Origin of the sequence: Klebsiella sp. w6 (assembly GCF_033100215.1) — a bacterium.
Classification (GTDB): Bacteria; Pseudomonadota; Gammaproteobacteria; order Enterobacterales; family Enterobacteriaceae; genus Klebsiella; species Klebsiella variicola.
In genome coordinates this window covers 111,118-131,433 of the sequence record NZ_CP136907.1, presented here as the reverse complement: position 1 = coordinate 131,433, position 20,316 = coordinate 111,118, and the positions used below count along the sequence as shown (strand labels likewise).

Below are 20,316 nucleotides of genomic sequence, written 5' to 3'. Positions count from 1 at the left end.
ATTTTACCTCGTTCAGGAGGCAACGACGCGATTAGTGGAGAAAATTCACGCCAACGGTCATCCGCCTGCCATCAGGCTGCGGTTTAAAGTTCCAGCGCCACAGCATATTGACCGCCTGCGCATCATACTGTTCCACTTCGCTGCTTTTGCTGATGAGAACCAGCGTCGGCATACCAGTATCATCGATATCAACGGTCAGTTTCGCCCGCCGTTCGTCCGGCCTCTGCGGCGCCTTCCACTCCACGTTGAAGAGAGCGGCGTTCAACACCTCATCCCGATCGATATCAACCGTCATGCGCGGCGCTGGATCCAGGGGAGTGACGGTTTCCTGACGATCCAGTTTTTTACTGGCGGGTAAGATCGCCGCGGCCTTCGCCGTATCTTCCCCTTTAGCTCTTTCCCCAAGGATATCGCCATAGTCGGCGTAGACCTTTGCCGAAAGAATCGCCTTACGTGGCCCCATGCCAACCCGCATCAGTAGCTTCGTTTTGATATTCGCTATTTTCTGCTCGGTATCCTCGGTAAGCGGCTGTAGCAGCATGGAAGCGATCATCGCGCCCATATACAGCTCTGGATCGCGCTCGGCCCACACGCTCCCCCAGGCCATCCACACCTGCGGATCCTCTGGCGCCAGCGCCAGCAGCTGCGACCATGCTGCCCGCTTCTCCTCAAAGGAAGCGTAACTTTTTCTGAACGCCAGATCTTTGAGTAGCGGCGCGTAGTACGGGTGCGTCTCCACCAGGGCTTCCATCGCCTCCGTCATTTCAGTAAAGCTTTCCATTCTGCCTTTGGGCGTTTTATCGCGTTTTTTGAGGTAGATAAGCTGTAACTGATGCGCCTCTTCTGCGCTCAGTCTCTGTTGCGGAAACAGCGCTTGCATTCGCGTAAATCGCGCCATCATTTCATTCCTGGCGCTTTCCATCCCCGTTTTATTATGGCGAGCGGCCAGCCGGGAGATGCGCATCGCCCGCGCCTCCATCTCCCCATAGTATTCTTCCGGCGGTACGCGATCGCTGATAAAGTTCACTGGCATCAACACGCGTTTTCCCTGCCGGTGAGAACCAAAACGCCACTCCTGTGCATAGTGCAGCGCCGCCTGGTCGAACTCGGGAACGCCACTGCTGCATTCAACGACCACGTTTAACAGCTCGCCGCTGGCGTCGGTATCCAGCGAGAGTATGGTCGTCGCTGACTTGATATATTTATGTATCGCCGGATACAGCATCGCCTGCAAACTCTCTTTCCTGATGCCATAGCGCTCCGTATCAATGCTGACGTGGCCAGGAAAGCGTTCGTTAATCGGGCTGACGCTACGCACGGGAGCAGTTTTAAACACGATTGATTTTGCCAAAGGCAGCACCTTGCTCGCTTCACCCTGTTCTGTTGCATACTTATCCAACGGCAAGTCGCAGGAGCGCGTCTGCATCCGCGCCTGCAAAATGAGCAGGATTTGCCGATCTTCCACCTGCATTTGCGCGATGTATGCTGCCAGCCGCTGCTGTAGCGCAGGCTGCCGCGGGCTCTCCTTCAGACCCTCCGCCATTAACAATCCGGTCGTAATGCTCTTTGTGAACGGCTGAAACTGCGATTTTCGCACCCGCTCATCATCGCGGGCCTGGATCAGCGCGACTGCCCAGCCCAGCCAGGCATCCGGGTTTTCCGGCGCAATGGCGATGGCCCGGCGAAACGCCGTTTCCGCCTGCGCTTTATCCGCCTCGCTCGCCAGCGTCAGGATGGCCGTGGCCAGCGTCAGATCGCCCCGGTCCGGCATCCAGGCCAGATAGTCCATCATTTTGGGTAATGCTTTCGCTTCCCGTTCACGATAGCCCAGCGCCTGCTGCCAGAGCGCATCCGCGGCGGCGGCATCTTCGTCATTCCAGCCAAGCGGCAGCGCCGCCAGCGGTTTTTTCTGCGCGAGAAATTGCTCGGTGATCTTGTGCTGATTCAACGGCCCCCCACGCAGCGCTATCTGAATAAAACGAGCATGGCGGTCATAGAGAAAATCGCTCCAGGCGGGCGTTTCCAGCTGATTCATACTCTGCCAGCGCCGCTGGTTTTGTTCGCCAAAAGGCACCTTGCATAAGGTAATGCCGATGACAAAAACAATCTGCGCCACAGCAACAATCAGATAGCCTTTATTGTGTCGGGTAACCGCCACCCACATCAGAGCGGAAAAATAGATCGTTCCCCCCAGCCACAGGCCATAGAGATATAAACGCTGGGGATCATTGAGCGCGGCAGGTAACAACGGCAGCTTATCCATTAAGCGAAATGGCGCGGACCACAGCAAGGAGACGAGTTCCGGCGCCACAAAAGCCATCAATAACGCGAAAAAGAGAATGAGATATCTTAATTTCAGCGTCATTTATGGCTGACTCCGAATAATGGACCGGAGTATCAGCGCCGCCACCCAGATAAAAATAATCAGTAACGCCGCAATATCGAACCATGCTGGACCAGAGCCGTTGAGCCGGGCAAAACTGCGCGCCAGCCCCCCCATAATCAGCGTACTCATCAGCGCCAGCGCGCCATGCCAGGCAAATGAAGGAACGTTGCTGCGAATACTGCGCCACAGCAGGGTTAACGGCCCCGGCCCGGTAGGTTGACGAGGTACGGCGGCGGCTGGCGCCCTGCGAGGCTGCTGCATTACCGGTGCGACTCGCGGGCGCACGGTTTCCGCTTGCTTACGCTGCTTTGCCTGCTTTATTCCCGCAACAACCTGTTTTTTCCGCGCGCAGACCAGGCACGGCATCCCGGCAAAATGCTGGTGTTTTTGATGACAAAGAATAATTTTTTGCGTGCTACGTAGCGCATAAGGACGCAGCACCTGCGCCCATTCATCGGCGGAAGGTCGTCGGGCGGGCGAATCGCTAAATGCGCGATCGAATAGCTTACGCAGCTCAACCGGCAGCAAATGGTGGGTACTGCCCGGCACCGGAACACTACTTTTTGCGGCATTGATACCGTAGGCGTAACAACGAGCGGCGATACGACCAGGTAAATCATCCGGTACCTTCGCCATTTGCGAGCGACCGCTGTAGGGATGAATACCATGGTTGAGCAGTTGGAAAATAATCACCGCCAGCGAGAAACGATCCTGCGCTTCTTCCTGCTCACCGGGCACCTGCCCAATACGCTGAAACTCCGGCGCCAGATAATCCGGCGTGAACTGCCCTGCAGGGAAACGCTCTCCCTCGCCCTGAATGCTAAAGCCATCGCAGTCCAGCAGCGCGATATAAAGGCTGTCGCGATAGAACCGCAGGTTGACTGGCTTCATGTCGATAACCCGGTGCTGTCGCGCATGCAGCGTAGAGACCAGGGTAGCAAGGTTACAAGCCAGGCTCACTTTCGCACCGATGCCTTCCGGCAGATGGTGCGCCTTCGCCTGCCGCGCCTGTAAAATATACTCCAGCTCAATGGTGCGCTGGGTGTCGAGAACCGGTATGACAAAGCCCACTACGCGCTTGCGCTCGTCGTAGAGCAAATAGTCGGGCCATGCCAGCTGGACAATCGACTCACCTTCCGCAGGGGCGGGGATCTCAGGCCGCTGCGCCAGCATGGCGCTGAGCTTGCGTTGGTAGTAAGCGGTATCGGTCTGCGGATGGTAAAGTTTAGCAACGCGGGAAGGGTCATCCGCCAGGAAATAAACACTCCCCGCGCCGCCGCTCTTGATCAGTTTCCCCAGACGTACCGTGCGGCGCTGTCCGTCATAGCAGGCTGGCAGCTTTTTATGCTTCATGACGCAGGGCTACCAGAAGTGTCTTGTCATCACCGGTTATCGCCCAGGTGCGCGGGTCGTCCAGCGTGGCGCGCAGCGCTTCGCTTCCTTCAGCCTCTGAAACCAGCTGCACATAACGCAAAACCGGATCGATAAACGGAGAGAACAGCGCATCCCCACGCCGATTGAGTGCGAACGGCTGCACGCCGTCAGTCATCATCACCAGTCTCGTGGCTCTGCCAGAAAACTGGCTGATATGTAAATGCTCCCGCCAGTCGTCGCTGGTCAGGAACCAGGTCTGGTTAGCGTATTCGCCGTTTTCAGGCAGGGAGAAGTGCTGTTCGGCATCCAGGCTTAACGCCGCAGCGCCATCGCCAATATGCACTATCACAGAGGCGGTCTCTCCCAGCCAGGCAGCCAGAACGGTACAGGCAAAATCGCCCGCGGAAATTTCCCGCTCCTGCGCCTGTAGCAGCACGGTCTCGCGCACACTACCGAGCAGCGTCGCCAGCTGATTTTCATCCGGCGCCGTGATGAATGTCGCCAGGCGATCGGCCAGCGCATGCGCGACCAACGCTGCGCCCTGCTCGCTATACGCGGCAGAGCCCGCCCCATCGCATACGACGGCGACAAGCCGATCGCCCAGATGGCGATAGCAAAAGGCATCCTGGCAGGGAAGTTGATTTTGTCGGTGGCTGCTACCCATGACCGACGCTGCGTATACGCGCCAGTTCATGGTGTCAGACCGAAATTTCGGACCAGCTATCCGTCGGCGGTAGCTGTGCTTTACCGCCCGGTGTCGACTGCGACACCACCTGCATACTGGCGCTGAGCCAGAGGAATAGCTCGCGGAACTGCAATCCCTTCAGCTGCTTCACGCCGTTAATGCCGCTACGGCTGAACTGCCCCATCGACTCAGTTGCTTCGTGTCCTACGCTAATCGGAAACACAGCGACTTTATTTGCCGCCTGCGCATCACGGCACGCCTGCGCTGCCGCCTGCCAGTTGTCGGTGGGCTCGCCATCCGACATTAAAAACAACCATGGCCGGGTATAGGGGACGCCAGCCGCTTTCAGGCGCTGTTTTTCCGCTTCAATTTCGCCCAGCGCCAGGCTAACGGCCTGCCCGGTGGGCGTCAGGCCACTGGCCTCAAGCTCGGGGGCAATGAAGTCCATCGCATCACACCAGTCGCCATACAGCTCGCATTCATCATAGCCGCCGTATTTGATCACCAGCAGGCGAACGCGCTTAGCGGCGATGACATCCTGCTTAAGTTCCTCTTCCAGCAGCTTTAATCCCTGATTCAGTTGGGCGATTGGCTGGCCCTGCATGCTGCCTGAGCAATCGAGGACCAAAATTAACGGTGTGCGCTGTTCGCTGTTATCGATAAATGAAACATCTGGAATAAAAGAGGCCATAACAATCCCTGTCGCTGGTTTTCTGTACCGGAAGAATAGACAGACTATACAAGCAAGACAAGAAAAACCTTTATATTCATTATGTTAATTGATTTGTAGTAAATAATTAAAAGAGGGATATATGATAAGTTTTGAAGGTGTTTTGCCTGAATAATGGCAATAAAAAACCCCGCCGGGGCGGGGTTTTCATTACAAGAAAGCGAAAATTATTTGATTTTAGCTTCTTTGTAGATAACGTGCTGACGTACAACCGGATCGTACTTTTTCAGTTCCATTTTTTCCGGTTTGGTACGCTTGTTCTTCGTGGTGGTATAGAAGTGACCAGTACCAGCGGAAGAAACCAGCTTGATTTTCTCACGAATACCTTTAGCCATGATTTATTTCCTCTAAGTACTTAGTACTTTTCGCCACGGGCACGCAGTTCAGACAGAACTGTATCGATGCCTTTCTTATCGATTACACGCATACCTTTAGCAGATACGCGCAGGGTGACAAAACGCTTCTCGCTCTCAACCCAGAAACGGTGAGAGTGCAGGTTCGGCAGGAAACGGCGTTTAGTCGCGTTCAGTGCGTGGGAACGGTTGTTACCGGTCACCGGACGCTTGCCAGTAACTTGGCAGACTCGGGACATGTCTATTCTCCAAAAATCAAATTAGCTCGAGCTTCGTATGGGGTATTGGCGCCTCGTCAGGCTTTACAGCCTGGTCATCGCAGTTCAATGTGAACTCTCGACTGCCAGGCCCAAATGCCAAACCCGAGATTCTCAAAGGTGGCGTAGTATACGCTGACTCGGCGATGTGCTCAAGTCCCGAACAGACAAAGATCCCGAAGGATCGCCAGTTCGGGGCTAAATCCAGCCACGCTCGGCAAAAGATACATACGCACCGCGGCCGATAACCAGATGGTCAAGCACGCGTATCTCCATGAATCGACAACATTTTACCACCCTTTCGGTAATCAGCCTGTCTGCCTGGCTCGGCTCCGGACTACCGGAGGGATGATTATGCGCAAGGATCACGGCGGCAGCGTTCACTTTGATGGCTTCGCGTACAATTTCTCGCGGATGCACCTCAACGTGGCTAAGAGTACCAGAAAAAAGGCGACTATGTTTCAACACCCGATTCTGATTATCTAAAAAGATCACCATAAAGATCTCGCGCTCTTCTTCCGTAAGCTGGCTTTGTAAAAATTCCCGCGTCGTCGAGGGACTGACCAGCGCAGCCTCCTCGACCAACTGTGAGCTAAAATAGCGTCGCGCCAGCTCGGCAATACCCTTCAGTTGCGCATATTTCGCCAGCCCCAGTCCATCCACGGCAATCAACTGCGCTTTATCCGCGGAAAGCAGAGCGTAGAGCGAGCCAAAACGCTGCAGTAACGCCTGCGCATAGCTGAGCACATCCTGACGACGCGTGCCGACGCGCAGAAACAGCGCCAGCAGCTCAACATCCGTTAGCGCTTCGATGCCGTACTGCAACATCTTTTCTCGTGGCATCAGATTTTCCGTTTCGTCCATGCGCCCTCCTGGGTGAATTTGCCTATCCTGGCACAGCCTGACGGCGCTGCCGACCCACTGCTTTTCACCCTGCGTAGCCGCTCGCAAAGTGAATGCCCACCAGAGGCACGACGACGACAGGATTGTGATAAGATGCGCGGATTCTGGTCTACGGCAACAGGAAGACATCATGATGACTCTGGCGGGTAAAAAAATCGTCCTGGGCGTCAGCGGCGGTATCGCGGCGTATAAAACCCCGGAACTGGTGCGCCGACTGCGCGAACGCGGCGCGGAGGTGCGTGTCGCGATGACGGAGGCGGCAAAAGCGTTCATCACCCCACTCAGCCTGCAGGCGGTATCCGGCTATCCGGTTTCCGACAGCCTGCTCGATCCGGCGGCGGAAGCGGCTATGGGCCATATTGAGCTCGGGAAATGGGCCGACCTGGTGATCCTCGCCCCGGCAACCGCTGATTTAATCGCCCGCGTGGCGGCCGGCATGGCCAACGACCTGGTGTCGACGATCTGTCTTGCCACCCCTTCCCCGGTTGCCGTGGTGCCCGCCATGAACCAGCAGATGTATCGCGCGCAGGCCACCCAGCAGAATCTGCGGACGCTGGCTTCCCGCGGCCTGCTGCTGTGGGGACCGGACAGCGGCAGCCAGGCCTGCGGCGACGTCGGCCCGGGGAGAATGCTCGATCCGTTAACCATCGTGGAGATGGCCGCGCAGCATTTCGCCTCCCCTGTCAAAGATTTGCAACATCTCAACCTCATGATTACCGCGGGCCCGACCCGTGAGCCGTTGGATCCGGTGCGTTACATCAGCAACCACAGCTCAGGCAAAATGGGCTTCGCGATTGCCGCCGCCGCCGCGCAGCGGGGCGCGAACGTGACCCTGGTCAGCGGCCCGGTATCACTACCGACACCGCCGTTTGTGCAGCGCATTGATGTCACTACCGCACTGGAAATGGAAGCCGCCGTCCAGGCCGGCGCTCAGCAGCAGCATATTTTTATTGGCTGCGCCGCAGTGGCGGATTACCGCGCCGCCGTCATCGCCGAAGATAAAATTAAAAAACAAGGTGATGAATTAACAATAAAAATGATTAAAAACCCGGATATCGTGGCCGGGGTTGCGGCGCTAAAAGCCCATCGCCCTTACGTCGTTGGGTTTGCCGCCGAAACGAATAATGTGGAAGAATATGCGCGGCAAAAACGTGCCCGCAAAAACCTCGACCTGATTTGCGCTAACGATGTTTCTCAGCCTGATCAGGGCTTTAATAGCGATAACAACGCATTACACCTTTTCTGGCAGGATGGGGAAAAGCGCTTACCACTTGAGCGCAAGGAACTCCTGGGCCAATTATTACTCGACGAGATCGTGACCCGTTATGATGAAAAAAATCGACGTTAAGATTCTGGACCCGCGTGTCGGCCAGCAATTTCCGCTGCCGACCTATGCCACCTCCGGCTCCGCCGGACTTGACCTGCGAGCCTGTCTCGACGACGCCGTAGAGCTGGCGCCGGGTGCAACCACGCTGTTGCCGACGGGCCTTGCGATTCATATCGCCGATCCCTCTCTGGCGGCGGTAATTCTGCCACGCTCCGGCCTGGGCCATAAGCATGGCGTAGTACTGGGCAATCTGGTGGGCCTCATCGACTCCGATTACCAGGGGCAACTGATGGTGTCCGTCTGGAACCGCGGTCAGCAGAGCTTTATTATCGAGCCGGGCGAACGTATCGCGCAGATGGTCTTTGTGCCGGTCGTGCAGGCGGAATTTAACCTGGTGGAAGAGTTTGACGCCACCGACCGCGGCGAAGGCGGCTTCGGTCACTCAGGGCGTAAATAAGCCCAGCAACACGGAACCTGCATCCCAACGCGCATAACGCAATAACATCACCGCAAACTCCGGTTTGCGGTCGCGTTGTGGATGTCTGCCTGACAAGTGCTTATTTTCAGGGGTATTTTAAAACATGGCAGAAAAGCAAACTGCGAAACGGAATCGTCGCGAAGAAATACTTCAATCTCTGGCGCTCATGCTGGAATCCAGCGATGGTAGTCAACGTATTACCACCGCGAAACTGGCGGCTTCCGTCGGCGTCTCCGAAGCCGCGCTGTATCGCCATTTTCCCAGCAAAACCCGCATGTTTGACAGCCTGATCGAGTTCATTGAAGACAGTCTGATTACGCGCATCAATTTGATTTTGAAAGATGAAAAGGACACGACCGCGCGCCTGCGCCTGATCGTTCTGTTGATTCTTGGGTTTGGCGAGCGTAATCCTGGGCTGACGCGTATCCTCACCGGGCACGCGCTAATGTTCGAACAGGACCGGCTACAGGGCCGCATCAACCAGCTTTTTGAGCGCATCGAAGTGCAGCTGCGTCAGGTGATGCGCGAGAAAAAAATGCGTGAAGGCGAAGGCTACACCCTCGACGAAACCCTGCTGGCCAGCCAGCTGCTGGCCTTCTGCGAGGGTATGCTGTCGCGCTTTGTGCGCAGCGAGTTCAAATATCGTCCGACGGATGATTTCGAGGCCCGCTGGCCGCTGGTCGCCGCACAGCTGCAGTAAATCCTCACATGCAGCCGCCAGGCTGCATGATTCTCCTCGCAATCTGCGTAAGTTTGTTGCAAATCCCAGGGCCATTGGTTGAATTGCCCAATGCGCGTTTCCGCTTTCCTTTCCTACTATCCAGCTTGCTGATCGTTTCACCCTCCCCCAACACCACCCGACAAGGAGAGATTTGATGGCGACGTCACGGCGGGATTTATTGAAGATAGGCGGGTTGGCAACCGCATCGCTACTAGTCAGTCAAAAAAGCTTCGCAGCATGGGCCCCTTCTGAACGCTATCCTGACCCACGCATCGTGGCCGTCGATGACAGCTTTCGTCGCTATATGCTTGCCAGCGCAAAGGTTGAACGCATCGCCAGCGGCTTCCGTTGGGCGGAAGGCCCGGTCTGGTTCGGCGACATGCGAATGCTGCTGTGGAGCGACATTCCGAATAACGCCATCATGCGCTGGGATGAAATCAGTGGAGAAACCAGCGTCTTTCGCTACCCGGCCAATTATAGCAATGGCCACGCCCGCGACAGACAGGGGCGCTTAATCAGTTGCGAGCACGACACCCGCCGCATTACGCGTACCGAATACGATGGATCTGTCACCGTACTGGCCGATAGCTACCAAGGTAAGCGCCTCAATTCCCCAAACGATATCGTTGTGAAGTCAGACGGTACCATCTGGTTTACCGACCCGCCATTTGGCATCAGCGGCTTTTACGAAGGCCACAAAGCAACGCCAGAATTGCCGCAAAACGTCTATTGCCTGGAGCCGGAAAGCCGCAAACTAAGCGTGGTATTGGGCGACATAAAAGGGCCAAATGGTTTGTGTTTCTCGCCGGACGAAAAGACCCTGTACGTGGTGGAAAGCCGGGCGACACCGAACCGCTTAATTCTGGCGTGGGACGTGGAAGGCAATACGCTGAAAAATAAACGGGTGTATCTCGACTGTGGCAACGGTACCGCCGATGGGATCGCCTGCGACACAGACGGCAATCTGTGGTGCGGATGGGGAAGCGGAAACGAAGAACTCGACGGCGTGCGGATCTTTAACCCTCAGGGTAAGCATATCGGCACCATTCAACTGCCGGAGCGCTGCGCGAACTTGTGTTTTGGCGGCGAACAGCGCAATCGGCTGTTTATGGCGTCCAGTACGTCAATCTATTCGCTGTACGTCAATGCGCAGGGCGCTAAGCTGGTATAGAGGAAATATCCGGCAGCCGAGGCTGCCGGATGCATCATCAGATGCCGTAGGCTTCACGATAGGCACGAACTGACGCCAGATATTCCGCCATCTCGGGTTTCTCTTCCAGATAAGCAATCAGCTCTTTCAGAGTGATGATTGAGATAACCTGGCAGCCGTAATCCCGCTCCACTTCCTGAATAGCTGAAATCTCGCCGCGGCCGCGCTCCTGACGATCCAGGGAGATCAGTACGCCCGCCAGCTGGGCGCCCTGGGCCTGGATAATCTCCATGGATTCGCGGATCGCCGTACCGGCGGTGATCACGTCATCCACCAGCATCACACGCCCCTGCAGCGGGCTACCGACCAGGTTGCCGCCTTCGCCGTGGGTTTTTGCCTCTTTGCGGTTAAAGCAGTAAGGCAGATCGCGGTCATGATGTTCGGCTAACGCCACCGCGGTGGTGGTGGCGATCGGAATACCTTTATAGGCCGGGCCAAACAGCAGGTCGAACTCAATCCCGGAATCCACCAGCGCCTCGGCATAAAAACGGCCCAGCAGTGCCAGATCGCGCCCGGTGTTAAACAGGCCGGCGTTGAAGAAATAGGGGCTCTTGCGCCCGGATTTCAGCGTGAACTCGCCAAACTTAAGAACCTGCTTGCTAAGCGCAAACTCAATAAACTGGCGCTGATACGGCTTCATGGATTCGCTCCTTTTGGTACTTTCATCATTGTCAGACTACGCGCTCATCCTTCGCAGGTGTAATGAAGGATGAAGCGCAAAAAAAAGGCGACTTCTCAGTCGCCTTAATCATTAATTTTCTAACGCCGCCTTCTGCGTCGTGATAATGGATTCGATCCCCCCTCGGGCTAACGCCAGGAGAGTGAGGAGCTCTTCATGGGTGAACGGCTCGCCTTCTGCCGTCCCCTGCACCTCAATAATGCGGCCATCTTCGGTCATCACCACGTTCATGTCGGTTTCCGCTGCGGAATCTTCGATGTACTCCAGATCGCAAATGGCTTCGCCGTTAACGATACCAACGGACACCGCGGCAACCATCCCCTTCATTGGGTTGGTTTTCAGCTTGCCGGCTGCCACCAGTTTGTTCAGCGCATCGGCCAGCGCCACGCAGGCCCCGGTAATCGACGCCGTACGGGTGCCGCCATCGGCCTGCAGCACATCGCAGTCGAGTGTGATGGTGAATTCACCCAGCGCTTTCAGGTCAACCGCCGCGCGCAGCGCGCGAGCGATCAGACGCTGAATTTCCATCGTCCGGCCGCCCTGCTTGCCTTTTGCTGCTTCACGCGCGTTACGCGTGTGCGTTGAGCGCGGCAGCATGCCATATTCAGCGGTGATCCAGCCCTGCCCCTGTCCTTTCAGGAAACGCGGAACGCCTTCGTCAATGGAAGCGGTGCACAACACTTTGGTATCACCGAATTCGACCAGCACGGAGCCTTCAGCGTGTTTTGTGTAATTACGGGTCAGGGTGACGGGACGCACCTGATTAGCGCTACGGCCTGCTGGACGCATGATAGAAATCTCCGGCTTGAAACGAATGTGGGGCGCATTATACGAATTTCATGGCGAAAAGCCTATGCCAACACGTGCCGGGCACGCACATAATGTCAGTCCAGTGTTTTACGATAAGATTTCAACCCCACGCCAATCACTATCACCGCCAGGCCGATCAGTGGCAAAAGGTCGGGTAATAATGCCATCGCAGAATAGCCTTTCAGCATGATGCCCTTAACCAGTCGGATGAAATAGGTCAGCGGTAAACAGGAGCCAATGGCTTTCGCCCAGTCAGGCATACTAATAAAGGGGCTGATAAAGCCGGAAAGCATAATGGAAGGAATAAAGTAAAATGACGACATTTGCAGCGCCTGCAGTTGGTTTTGTGCCAGGCCAGAAATACCAATGCCAATTGACAGGCAGAGGAAAACATATATTAACAGCACAAAAAAAAGCAGAAAAACGCTACCATGAAGGGGAATATCGAACAATAGCACAGCGGCAATCAGAATTAACGTCGCCTGGAACAAACCGATGACAACAAAAGGCGTTATCTTCCCGACAATGACCTCAAACCCGGTCAAAGGAGAGACCAGTAAATTTTCTAACGCCCCGTTTTCTCGCTCACGGGTAATAGACAGGGCGGTCATCAGGATCAAGGTGGTACTGAGTATCGATCCCATAATACCTGGAATAGTATTAAACTGGGTAATCCCCTCAGGGTTAAACATCCGATGGATAATAAGCTCGAAATCATCCTCTTTTTGCGAGACACGCATGTCGCCCGGCAAATCGTGTTGAAACATCGATTTCGCCACCTGTACAAGGGCACTTAGCGCATTCCCCGTGGTTATCGGATCGATGGCATCCCCCTGAATTAACAGCTGAGGCTTTTCTCCACGCAGCATCTTGCGCGTAAACCCCTCAGGAATCGTCACGATAAAAGTGACATCTCCCCGAACGAACGCTTTCTGCGCCGCCTCTTCTGAATCGACAGGAATCATTGAAAAATACCCTGTATTTTGCGCTTCCGTCACAAAAATATGACTCATGCGTTCGGTATCGTAATTTAATAACGCGGTAGGAAGATTATGGGGATCCATATTGATCGCATAGCCAAGAATGATCAGCTGAAAAATAGGTGTCAGGAGCACCATACTAATGCTGACTTTATCACGACGTAATTCGTGGATTTCCTTAATAACCACGCCGATCCAACGGGTAAAGGAGAAGCTTAAATTAATTTTTTTCACAATCGTTTTTCATCAAGTAGGTAAATGCATCTTCCAGATTGGTAGCCACCTGACAGAACTCATAGCCCTGTTGTGTAAATGCAAAAAGCGTGGACTTTAATTTGGCTTCATCTCTGGAAGTAATATAAAGCTGATTGCCAAAAATGACCGTTTGCTCAATATCCGGCAAGCGTTGTAGCTGGTTTTCAAGCAGCGTCAGACCGGTGCCACTGGTTCGCATGGTGATCAGATTCTGGGACGCGATAATCGACGAAATAGTGCCATTCGCCAACAGACGGCCATAAGACAGATAGGCAACCTTATGGCAGCGCTCGGCCTCATCCATATAATGCGTGCTCACCAGGATTGAGATCCCTCTGTCCGATAACTGATGCAGCATTTGCCAGAACTCTCGCCGCGCTTTCGGATCCACGCCAGCGGTTGGTTCATCGAGAAACAACAAAACGGGTTCATGCAACATGCAAGCGGCGAGGGCCATTCTTTGCTTCCAGCCTCCAGAAAGCTCCCTGGCCTGCTGATGCTGTCGGGTAGTGAGGCCTAACTCTGAAAGCGCGCGTTCAACCCGGGCTTTACGTTGGTCGAGGCTATACAACCGCGCGATAAAAAGTAAGTTTTCCCGGATGGTTAAATTTCCCCACATTGAGAAATACTGGGTCATATAACCTATCTTTTTTTTTATTTTTTCCCGCTGCGTAAAGATGTCCATGCCCAGACAAGAGCCTTCACCTGAATCCGGGGTAATCAAACCACACATCATCCGAATCGATGTTGTTTTCCCGCTACCGTTCGGCCCAAGAAAACCATAAATTTCGCCTTTGGCCACCTGCAAAGAGAAATCCTTTACGACGTGATGCTCACCAAAATACTTATTGAGATTTTTTACATCAATACAAAGATTATTCATTACCAATAACCTCCACATCAAACGGCTGGCCGATTTTCATCCGCTCAGCCTGCTTCCGGGCAGGAACAGCCTCAGCCATAAAAATGAGTTTCTCCCGGCGTTTCGTACTATAAATAACCGGAGGCGTAAATTCCGCTTCAGGACTGATGTAGTTAATCACGCCAGCAATGGGCTCAGCGCAACCATCGCATATCAGTTTTACCTTAGTTCCGATTTTAAATTTACCAAGCATCGCCTCGGGTATAAAAAAGCGTACTTTTATATTCTCAGGAGGTAACAGACTAATTATTGGTCTGCCGGCAGTGGGCCGTTCCCCGGCACGATAAATAATATCGAAGACTTTAGCATTGACCGGAGAAACAATCGTCGTTTGCTGGACATCCCAAAGCGCCTTATCACGTTCGAGTTTTGCCGCGGCCACCATCGAGAGCTGTTTGCTAATCTCATCCTGACGGGCAGGCAGTTGCCGCGCTTTGAGTTGATTAATTAACTCTTCAACCTGCGCGCCTTTTTGCGTTAACTCATCCCGGATATCCTCCCATTCTGCGAGCGAGATGGCGCGACTGGCGTAAAGATTACGATACCGCTCAAGCTGACGCTTTACCTGGGATTCCGCCGATCGTGCTTTTTTAATCTGGGCACGAATAATATCCAGCTCTTCAGGCCGCTCTCCCGACTCCAGATTTCGCAATAATGCGCTCTCTGCAGAAAGTTTTTCCTCAGCTCGCAGGAAAATATTTTGCGCATCAAAGGACTCAATCTTCACTAACTCTTGTCCAGGCGTGACATTATCTCCTTTCTTAATGAATAGCTGTTCAATTTTTGCAGTGGAAGAATAAGAAAGATAGACAAATTCGCCATGTGAATAACCAGATAACCTGTTCTCCGGTTTGTTATCACACCCCGTTATCATCAGCATCGCTATCACAACAATAAATATATTTACTGGCTTTTGCATTAAAACGCATCCGTACGCATAGAGTTTTTCATTACTGATGTCTGGATTGAATTATTCTCATTCCAAACCCTAACGTTATCGTCAGTTTAATCCTTTAAATAATGCTTAAAGTATATTTCATTCAATTTATCGAGAGCACTCAGGTTTAAACCAGCGATCGAGTGAAAAGCATCATCTTTTGTGAATGCAAGAATCGACGATCCGCCTGGAGAAAACCATTTAGCGCTCTGTTTAAAAGGCCATGGTAGTTCATAACCTTTTTCTCTCAGTAAATCGTTAAGCACACGCCAGTCGTCTCTAAAATCATTTCCGGAAAATGGGCTATCACTTTGTGCACCTTCTGCAGTGAATAATTGAATTGGCGTACAAAAGTTAACCGAACTGGGAAAGTACATATTATAAAAGCTTACAATGAGTTTCTGCACCTCTTCAGGAAAAGAGCCGGGAATCGTCAACACACCTAACAAATATTTATAGTCTGGATATCTTTTTATAAAATCAAATATCCCCCGCCATAAATAATCAAGAACATTACTTTTTTGATAAGGCTTCTGGATAAATCCACGGCCGATTTCCACACACTGGCTTAAACAGGAATAGGCATTATTATGGTATTTGAACAGGCTGTTGCTGTAGAGGCCTGTTATTCCATGTTGCGCTAACTGCTCACCAACGGGTATTAGACGATAGGCACCCAGTATTTCTTCATCAGAAGGATCCCATAAAATGACATGGTAATAGGTTTCATCAAAAACATCATTATCTCTGTCTTTACCGGATCCAGCGCCAATATCGCGATAACAGCGCTCGCGTAAGCGCCCTAGCTCATCAATAATGGGTGAGTCTCCGAGGGTATTACAGCGAAATATCAATAATTTTCTACCATCATCAAATTGTCTTAATACTTCGCACTCTTCTATTGCGTTTATTAAACTCTCTCGACTACCTGTTAATTGTTGCGGAGAAACCGTATCTACCAGCGCCGGGCCATTCTCTCCGATGCTCTGGAGATGCATCAAGCATACACTTGACGCGGCAGACAGATCTTTATTAAATCGATTAAACGAAGATAAGGCTATTTGCTGCCCTACTTTGATTTTCATGGTCTTACCACGATGGCGTAGCGCTTCACGAATAATCATTATATTTGACAGTTGCCGCCAGACCGTCGCAGCTAAATAATAAGTTTTGCTGTTTGATCCCGTAATATGAACAGGTACCAGCGCCGCGTTGTTTCTCATCGCCAGTTGTAAAAAACCGGGATTCCATTGATGTTCCTGTAAACCTGAAAGAGACCAGCTAGCCAACTTACCTGCAGGACAAATAATCAACACACCACCGTTCTTCAGGTGATCGTTCATTTCCCTGAATTTCTTATGGCTCATCTTACCAGCCATATTCTCAATACCAATGGTAAGTTCTGCCACCTGTGGGAATATCATTGGCAAAATATGGTTAGCCACTATTTTTATATCTTTCCTGACCTGAGCGATAGTATGTATTAAAGCAATACCATCCATTACCGTCGGATGATTTGAAATAACAACTGTAGCACCCTGTCGGGGTATATTATTAAAGTCAGAGCATTCCGTTTCACATCGGACGTTAAAAAAATCAATGACCGAACTAACCCAATGCACACCATTTTTATCAATTAACCGTTCGTCGTTTATTAAACGAGAGAATATCTTATTGCCAAATGCGGCTCTGAAAACCCATTTTTTCCAGTGTGGAATATTGGTATCCGGGAAAAACTCTCTAATGACTCTGTCAAAGATAGCGTTCATATTAAAATCCTTTTTATAGAACTAATCTAAAACGACTATACTCGTGATCCTTCTGTCGGACAATACCGCCCAAAATGAAAACCCACTAATACAAAATTAATGAATATAGTTGAAGTGATAATATTCATGAAGACAATATAAACAATAGCAGGTTTAATATATTCGCCGCAACAAATTCAAAAAAAGCATACATAATACTTAAAGATAATACACCGTAGTATTTCCTGTGGTTATATTTGGCACAAAATCATCACTCTAATCATATTTTCTATCAAGAAACCAGCTCGTATAGCACTATCTGTATTTGATGTTCACGCCAAATAACATAAAACCATTAACTACAGCAAAAAGTAATATCTCCCCGCGGTCAACAAAGCGCAGAAAAACCATTTCTTCAGTAAGCCCAAATAATTAACCACATATAACTTAACAGCGTCATTGACGTAAAGTCGCTAATACAAAACGTCTTATTTTACCCACAACAGAAGCATACCGCTCGCTTAACTTAGTAATTGCATGAAATAGATTGTGGCTATGCCCCTCAAAACAATCGCCATCCAGGTATTTCATCACTATTCCTGTTAAGTCACCGCCCGCATAGCTATAATCCTTGCATTCATTATTACGAAAACAGGAACGTCTATGATCCGCAGTATGACCGCCTATGCCCGCCGTGAAATCAAGGGTGACTGGGGTAGCGCCGCATGGGAGCTGCGCTCGGTAAACCAGCGCTATCTGGAAACGTACTTCCGCCTGCCGGAGCAGTTCCGTAGTCTGGAGCCCGTGGTACGCGAGCGCATTCGCGCCCGCCTGACTCGCGGTAAAGTCGAATGCACCCTGCGTTTTGAACAAGATCCCAGCGCTCAGGGTGAACTTATCCTCAACGAAAAGCTGGCTAAACAGCTGGTCAACGCTGCCAACTGGGTGAAAATGCAGAGCGATGAAGGGGAAATCAACCCGGTTGATATCCTGCGCTGGCCGGGCGTGATGGCCGCCAAAGAGCAGGATCTCGACGCCATCGCCGCCGACATTCTGGCCGCTCTTGATGGCGCGCTGGACGACTTCATCGTCGCCCGCGAAACGGAAGGCCAGGCCCTGAAAGCGCTTATCGAGCAGCGGCTTGAAGGGGTGAGCGGCGAAGTGGCGAAAGTTCGAGCTCATATGCCGGAAATTCTCCAGTGGCAGCGCGAGCGTCTGGTTGCCAAACTGGAAGACGCGGAAGTGCAGCTGGAAAATAACCGTCTTGAGCAAGAGCTGGTGCTGATGGCGCAGCGTATCGACGTTGCCGAAGAGCTGGACCGCCTCGAAGCGCACGTTAAAGAGACCTACAACATTCTGAAAAAGAAAGAGGCTGTGGGTCGCCGTCTCGACTTTATGATGCAGGAGTTCAACCGTGAGTCGAACACCCTGGCGTCAAAATCGATTAACGCCGAGGTCACCAACTCCGCGATTGAGCTGAAGGTACTGATCGAGCAAATGCGCGAACAGATCCAGAATATCGAGTAACGCTTTCTCACCCATCCAGGCACTACCGTATAAAAGGTCATGATCAATCATGGCCTTTTTATTTATCTCTCCCGCCGGCTGACGATAAGAATCTACGTATAAAAATAGTCGTCCAGTTTTCGGTTGTGGCAAATGAGCCCAACGCGGCACAGTCTGGGGACACACCACCGCGGGAGAAAAGAATGAACTTCAACGCGCTTCACCAGCAAAACCAACCGTTGTTGCTTGCCAACGTCTGGGATGCCAGCAGCGCTCAGGCCGCTCAGCAGGCCGGTTATCAGGCGCTGGGCTCCTCCAGCGCTGCTATCGCCGCAATGTTAGGGTATGAAGATGGCGAAGAGATGAGTTTTGACGAGCTGTTATATATCGTCTCACGCATCAAAGCTGTTAGCGAACTGCCGTTAAGCGTCGATTTAGAGGCGGGCTACAGCGCCACAACCAGCCACATCATTGACAATATCCAGCGTCTGGCGCATCTCGGCGTGAGCGGAATAAACCTCGAGGATAGTCATGTGGTGAATAATACGCGTCGTCTTGACGATGCCGTGGTCTTTGCCGCCAAAATCCAGGAAATCACCCACGCTTGTCCCGATATGTTTGTTAATGTCCGCACCGATACCTTTCTTCTCAACATACCAAATGCACTGGATGAGACGCTCTATCGCGGTCAGTTATACGCTAACCATGGTGGATGCGGTTTTTTTGTGCCTTGCGTCACCCGCGCGGAAGATATTACCGCCATTGTCCGCCACGTGCCTTTACCCTTAAACGTAATGTGTATGCCTGAGCTGGCAGACTTCAGTACCTTATCGGCACTGGGCGTAAAACGAATTTCGATGGGCAATTTTATTCATGCTGCCACACAGGCCAGACTGAAAGACTTATTATGTCAGGTGCAAGCTAACTACTCTTTCTCGGGTGTTTTTTGACCATGAAAATTACCGACAGCATCCAGTGCGATATCTGGTATCAGGCGCTGCTTGAACGCGCTGTGGAGTTTACCGGCGTCTTTTTCGTTGGCGTGAAAACCACCGGCGTTTTTTGTATCTCGGTCTGTCGGGCGCGAAAACCCAGGCGGGAAAACGTCGAATTCTATAATGACGTTAAATCCGCGCTGGATGCCGGGTTCCGGCCATGCAAAGTCTGTCGCCCGACGGAGAATGCCCGGACAGCCCCCGCCTTTGTTGAGCAAGCGCTCCGCCTGCTGCGAGAAGACCCGAAGGTTCGTCTCAGTGATAGCGAACTACGTCAGCACGATATTAGCCCGGAACGCGTTCGCCGCTGGTTCCTGCAAAACCACGGGATCACCTTTCAGGCTTTTCAACGGATGCAGCGCGTTAATATGGCGCTTCAGGAGCTGAAAGCAGGCCGATCAACCACCGATGTCGCTTTCGATAGCGGCTATGAGTCCTTAAGCGGTTTCGGCTATACCTGCAAAAAATTGACCGGTTCCGCACCCAGCGCGCAACGCCAGGTTGTTTTAATTCATCGTTTTACCACCCCGTTAGGGCCAATGTTTGTTTGTGCAACGCAGCGGGGGATTTGTCTGCTGGAGTTTGTCGACAGACGAGCGCTGGAGACAGAATTCAGCGACCTGCAGCGACGGTTCGACGCCAGCATCATCGCCGGTGAAAACGCCCACACCCGGCAGGCGCAACAGGAAATAACGGAGTATTTTGCCGGGCGGCGTCAATCGTTCGAGGTGGCGCTTGATACCCCAGGCAGCGAATTCCAGCGAGCGGTCTGGCGCCATTTACAGTACGTTAGCTTCGGTGAGACGACGCATTATCAATCGATTGCGATGGATATAGGTAAACCAACGGCCACGCGCGCGGTGGCTGCAGCAAACGGCGCTAACCGCGTCGCGATTATCATCCCCTGCCATCGAATTATCGGCAAAGATGGTTCGATGACCGGTTACGGCGGCGGCGTTGCACGTAAAAAATGGCTTATTAACCATGAGGCAACCATCAGGGAAAAATGCGGCTGATTTTACTTCCCGGATGAAGGGCCCCTCCCTGTTCACTTTCACTG

Annotated in this window: 21 protein-coding genes; 7 read left to right on the top strand and 14 right to left on the bottom strand. The window is 52.4% G+C overall.

The genetic code is table 11. The features are described from left to right. Nucleotides 1-31 precede the first annotated feature (31 nt). From R0140_RS00635 to radC, 7 genes are all read right to left on the bottom strand, one after another. Nucleotides 32-2,365, bottom strand: a complete 2,334-nt coding sequence (locus tag R0140_RS00635) for a TonB family protein (RefSeq protein WP_032740334.1) — start codon at nt 2,363-2,365, stop codon at nt 32-34. Beyond that, the gene (locus tag R0140_RS00630) at nt 2,366-3,739 is read right to left on the bottom strand and encodes a DNA-binding protein (RefSeq protein ID WP_032740335.1); all 1,374 of its coding nucleotides are present in this window, start codon (nt 3,737-3,739) and stop codon (nt 2,366-2,368) included. It abuts the gene before it with no gap. Continuing rightward, a complete protein-coding gene (locus R0140_RS00625) occupies nt 3,729-4,454 on the bottom strand; it encodes a PP2C family serine/threonine-protein phosphatase (RefSeq protein WP_317703928.1) in 726 nt (241 codons plus the stop codon). Before R0140_RS00625 ends, R0140_RS00630 begins: the two co-directional genes overlap by 11 nt. A 4-nt stretch (nt 4,455-4,458) precedes the next feature. Beyond that, nucleotides 4,459-5,136 (bottom strand): vWA domain-containing protein, encoded by a 678-nt coding sequence (locus R0140_RS00620; RefSeq protein ID WP_032740337.1) that lies wholly within the window; start codon nt 5,134-5,136, stop codon nt 4,459-4,461. A 206-nt stretch (nt 5,137-5,342) separates the two neighbouring features. After that, on the bottom strand, nt 5,343-5,510 hold the full coding sequence (rpmG, locus tag R0140_RS00615) for a 50S ribosomal protein L33 (protein WP_002922510.1): 168 nt from the start codon (nt 5,508-5,510) through the stop codon (nt 5,343-5,345). Between the two features lie 20 nt (nt 5,511-5,530). Further along, nucleotides 5,531-5,767 carry a 50S ribosomal protein L28 gene (gene rpmB / locus R0140_RS00610; protein ID WP_002436699.1) on the bottom strand — a complete coding sequence of 79 codons (237 nt, stop codon included), beginning with the start codon at nt 5,765-5,767 and terminating at the stop codon, nt 5,531-5,533. Nucleotides 5,768-5,983: 216 nt separating this feature from the next. Next, entirely contained in the window at nt 5,984-6,649 is a 666-nt protein-coding gene (radC, locus tag R0140_RS00605; RefSeq protein ID WP_012540307.1) for a RadC family protein, read from the bottom strand. A 172-nt stretch (nt 6,650-6,821) separates the two neighbouring features. Between radC and coaBC the strand changes: the two genes are divergently transcribed. The 4 genes from coaBC (at nt 6,822) to R0140_RS00585 (ending at nt 10,385) form a co-directional block, all read left to right on the top strand. After that, a complete protein-coding gene (gene coaBC, locus R0140_RS00600) occupies nt 6,822-8,036 on the top strand; it encodes a bifunctional phosphopantothenoylcysteine decarboxylase/phosphopantothenate--cysteine ligase CoaBC (RefSeq protein ID WP_032740382.1) in 1,215 nt (404 codons plus the stop codon). Further along, on the top strand, nt 8,014-8,472 hold the full coding sequence (gene dut, locus R0140_RS00595; RefSeq protein WP_012540306.1) for a dUTP diphosphatase: 459 nt from the start codon (nt 8,014-8,016) through the stop codon (nt 8,470-8,472). The genes coaBC and dut overlap by 23 nt, the downstream gene beginning before the upstream one ends. A gap of 124 nt (nt 8,473-8,596) precedes the next feature. After that, entirely contained in the window at nt 8,597-9,193 is a 597-nt protein-coding gene (gene slmA / locus R0140_RS00590) for a nucleoid occlusion factor SlmA (RefSeq protein WP_008806831.1), read from the top strand. A gap of 175 nt (nt 9,194-9,368) precedes the next feature. Further along, nucleotides 9,369-10,385 (top strand): SMP-30/gluconolactonase/LRE family protein, encoded by a 1,017-nt coding sequence (locus tag R0140_RS00585; protein WP_038421899.1) that lies wholly within the window; start codon nt 9,369-9,371, stop codon nt 10,383-10,385. A gap of 37 nt (nt 10,386-10,422) precedes the next feature. Here R0140_RS00585 and pyrE read toward each other — a convergent pair whose 3' ends face one another. The 7 genes from pyrE to R0140_RS00550 all read right to left on the bottom strand — a co-directional run bounded on the left by pyrE (nt 10,423) and on the right by R0140_RS00550 (nt 17,346). Next, nucleotides 10,423-11,064, bottom strand: a complete 642-nt coding sequence (gene pyrE / locus R0140_RS00580) for an orotate phosphoribosyltransferase (RefSeq protein WP_008806829.1) — start codon at nt 11,062-11,064, stop codon at nt 10,423-10,425. A 111-nt stretch (nt 11,065-11,175) separates the two neighbouring features. Next, nucleotides 11,176-11,892: a ribonuclease PH gene (gene rph, locus R0140_RS00575; protein WP_002922602.1), complete on the bottom strand. Its 717-nt coding sequence runs from the start codon at nt 11,890-11,892 to the stop codon at nt 11,176-11,178. Nucleotides 11,893-11,987: 95 nt separating this feature from the next. Next, the gene (locus R0140_RS00570) at nt 11,988-13,127 is read right to left on the bottom strand and encodes an ABC transporter permease (protein WP_012540305.1); all 1,140 of its coding nucleotides are present in this window, start codon (nt 13,125-13,127) and stop codon (nt 11,988-11,990) included. Further along, nucleotides 13,114-14,031, bottom strand: coding sequence for an ABC transporter ATP-binding protein (locus R0140_RS00565; protein WP_016161962.1), 918 nt, complete (start codon nt 14,029-14,031; stop codon nt 13,114-13,116). Before R0140_RS00565 ends, R0140_RS00570 begins: the two co-directional genes overlap by 14 nt. Then, nucleotides 14,024-14,989 carry an HlyD family secretion protein gene (locus R0140_RS00560; protein ID WP_012967055.1) on the bottom strand — a complete coding sequence of 322 codons (966 nt, stop codon included), beginning with the start codon at nt 14,987-14,989 and terminating at the stop codon, nt 14,024-14,026. Before R0140_RS00560 ends, R0140_RS00565 begins: the two co-directional genes overlap by 8 nt. 86 nt (nt 14,990-15,075) lie before the next feature. Beyond that, nucleotides 15,076-16,776 carry a lysophospholipid acyltransferase family protein gene (locus R0140_RS00555; protein WP_046620711.1) on the bottom strand — a complete coding sequence of 567 codons (1,701 nt, stop codon included), beginning with the start codon at nt 16,774-16,776 and terminating at the stop codon, nt 15,076-15,078. A 435-nt stretch (nt 16,777-17,211) separates the two neighbouring features. Continuing rightward, nucleotides 17,212-17,346, bottom strand: a complete 135-nt coding sequence (locus tag R0140_RS00550) for a hypothetical protein (protein ID WP_256207968.1) — start codon at nt 17,344-17,346, stop codon at nt 17,212-17,214. 72 nt (nt 17,347-17,418) lie between these two features. Here R0140_RS00550 and R0140_RS00545 point away from each other — a divergent pair, with 72 nt between their 5' ends. From R0140_RS00545 to R0140_RS00535, 3 genes are all read left to right on the top strand, one after another. Continuing rightward, nucleotides 17,419-18,282 carry a YicC/YloC family endoribonuclease gene (locus R0140_RS00545; RefSeq protein ID WP_002922636.1) on the top strand — a complete coding sequence of 288 codons (864 nt, stop codon included), beginning with the start codon at nt 17,419-17,421 and terminating at the stop codon, nt 18,280-18,282. Nucleotides 18,283-18,464: 182 nt separating this feature from the next. Further along, nucleotides 18,465-19,211 (top strand): isocitrate lyase/PEP mutase family protein, encoded by a 747-nt coding sequence (locus R0140_RS00540; RefSeq protein ID WP_046620713.1) that lies wholly within the window; start codon nt 18,465-18,467, stop codon nt 19,209-19,211. Between the two features lie 2 nt (nt 19,212-19,213). Then, a complete protein-coding gene (locus R0140_RS00535; protein ID WP_012967052.1) occupies nt 19,214-20,272 on the top strand; it encodes a bifunctional transcriptional activator/DNA repair enzyme AdaA in 1,059 nt (352 codons plus the stop codon). Nucleotides 20,273-20,316 lie beyond the last annotated feature (44 nt).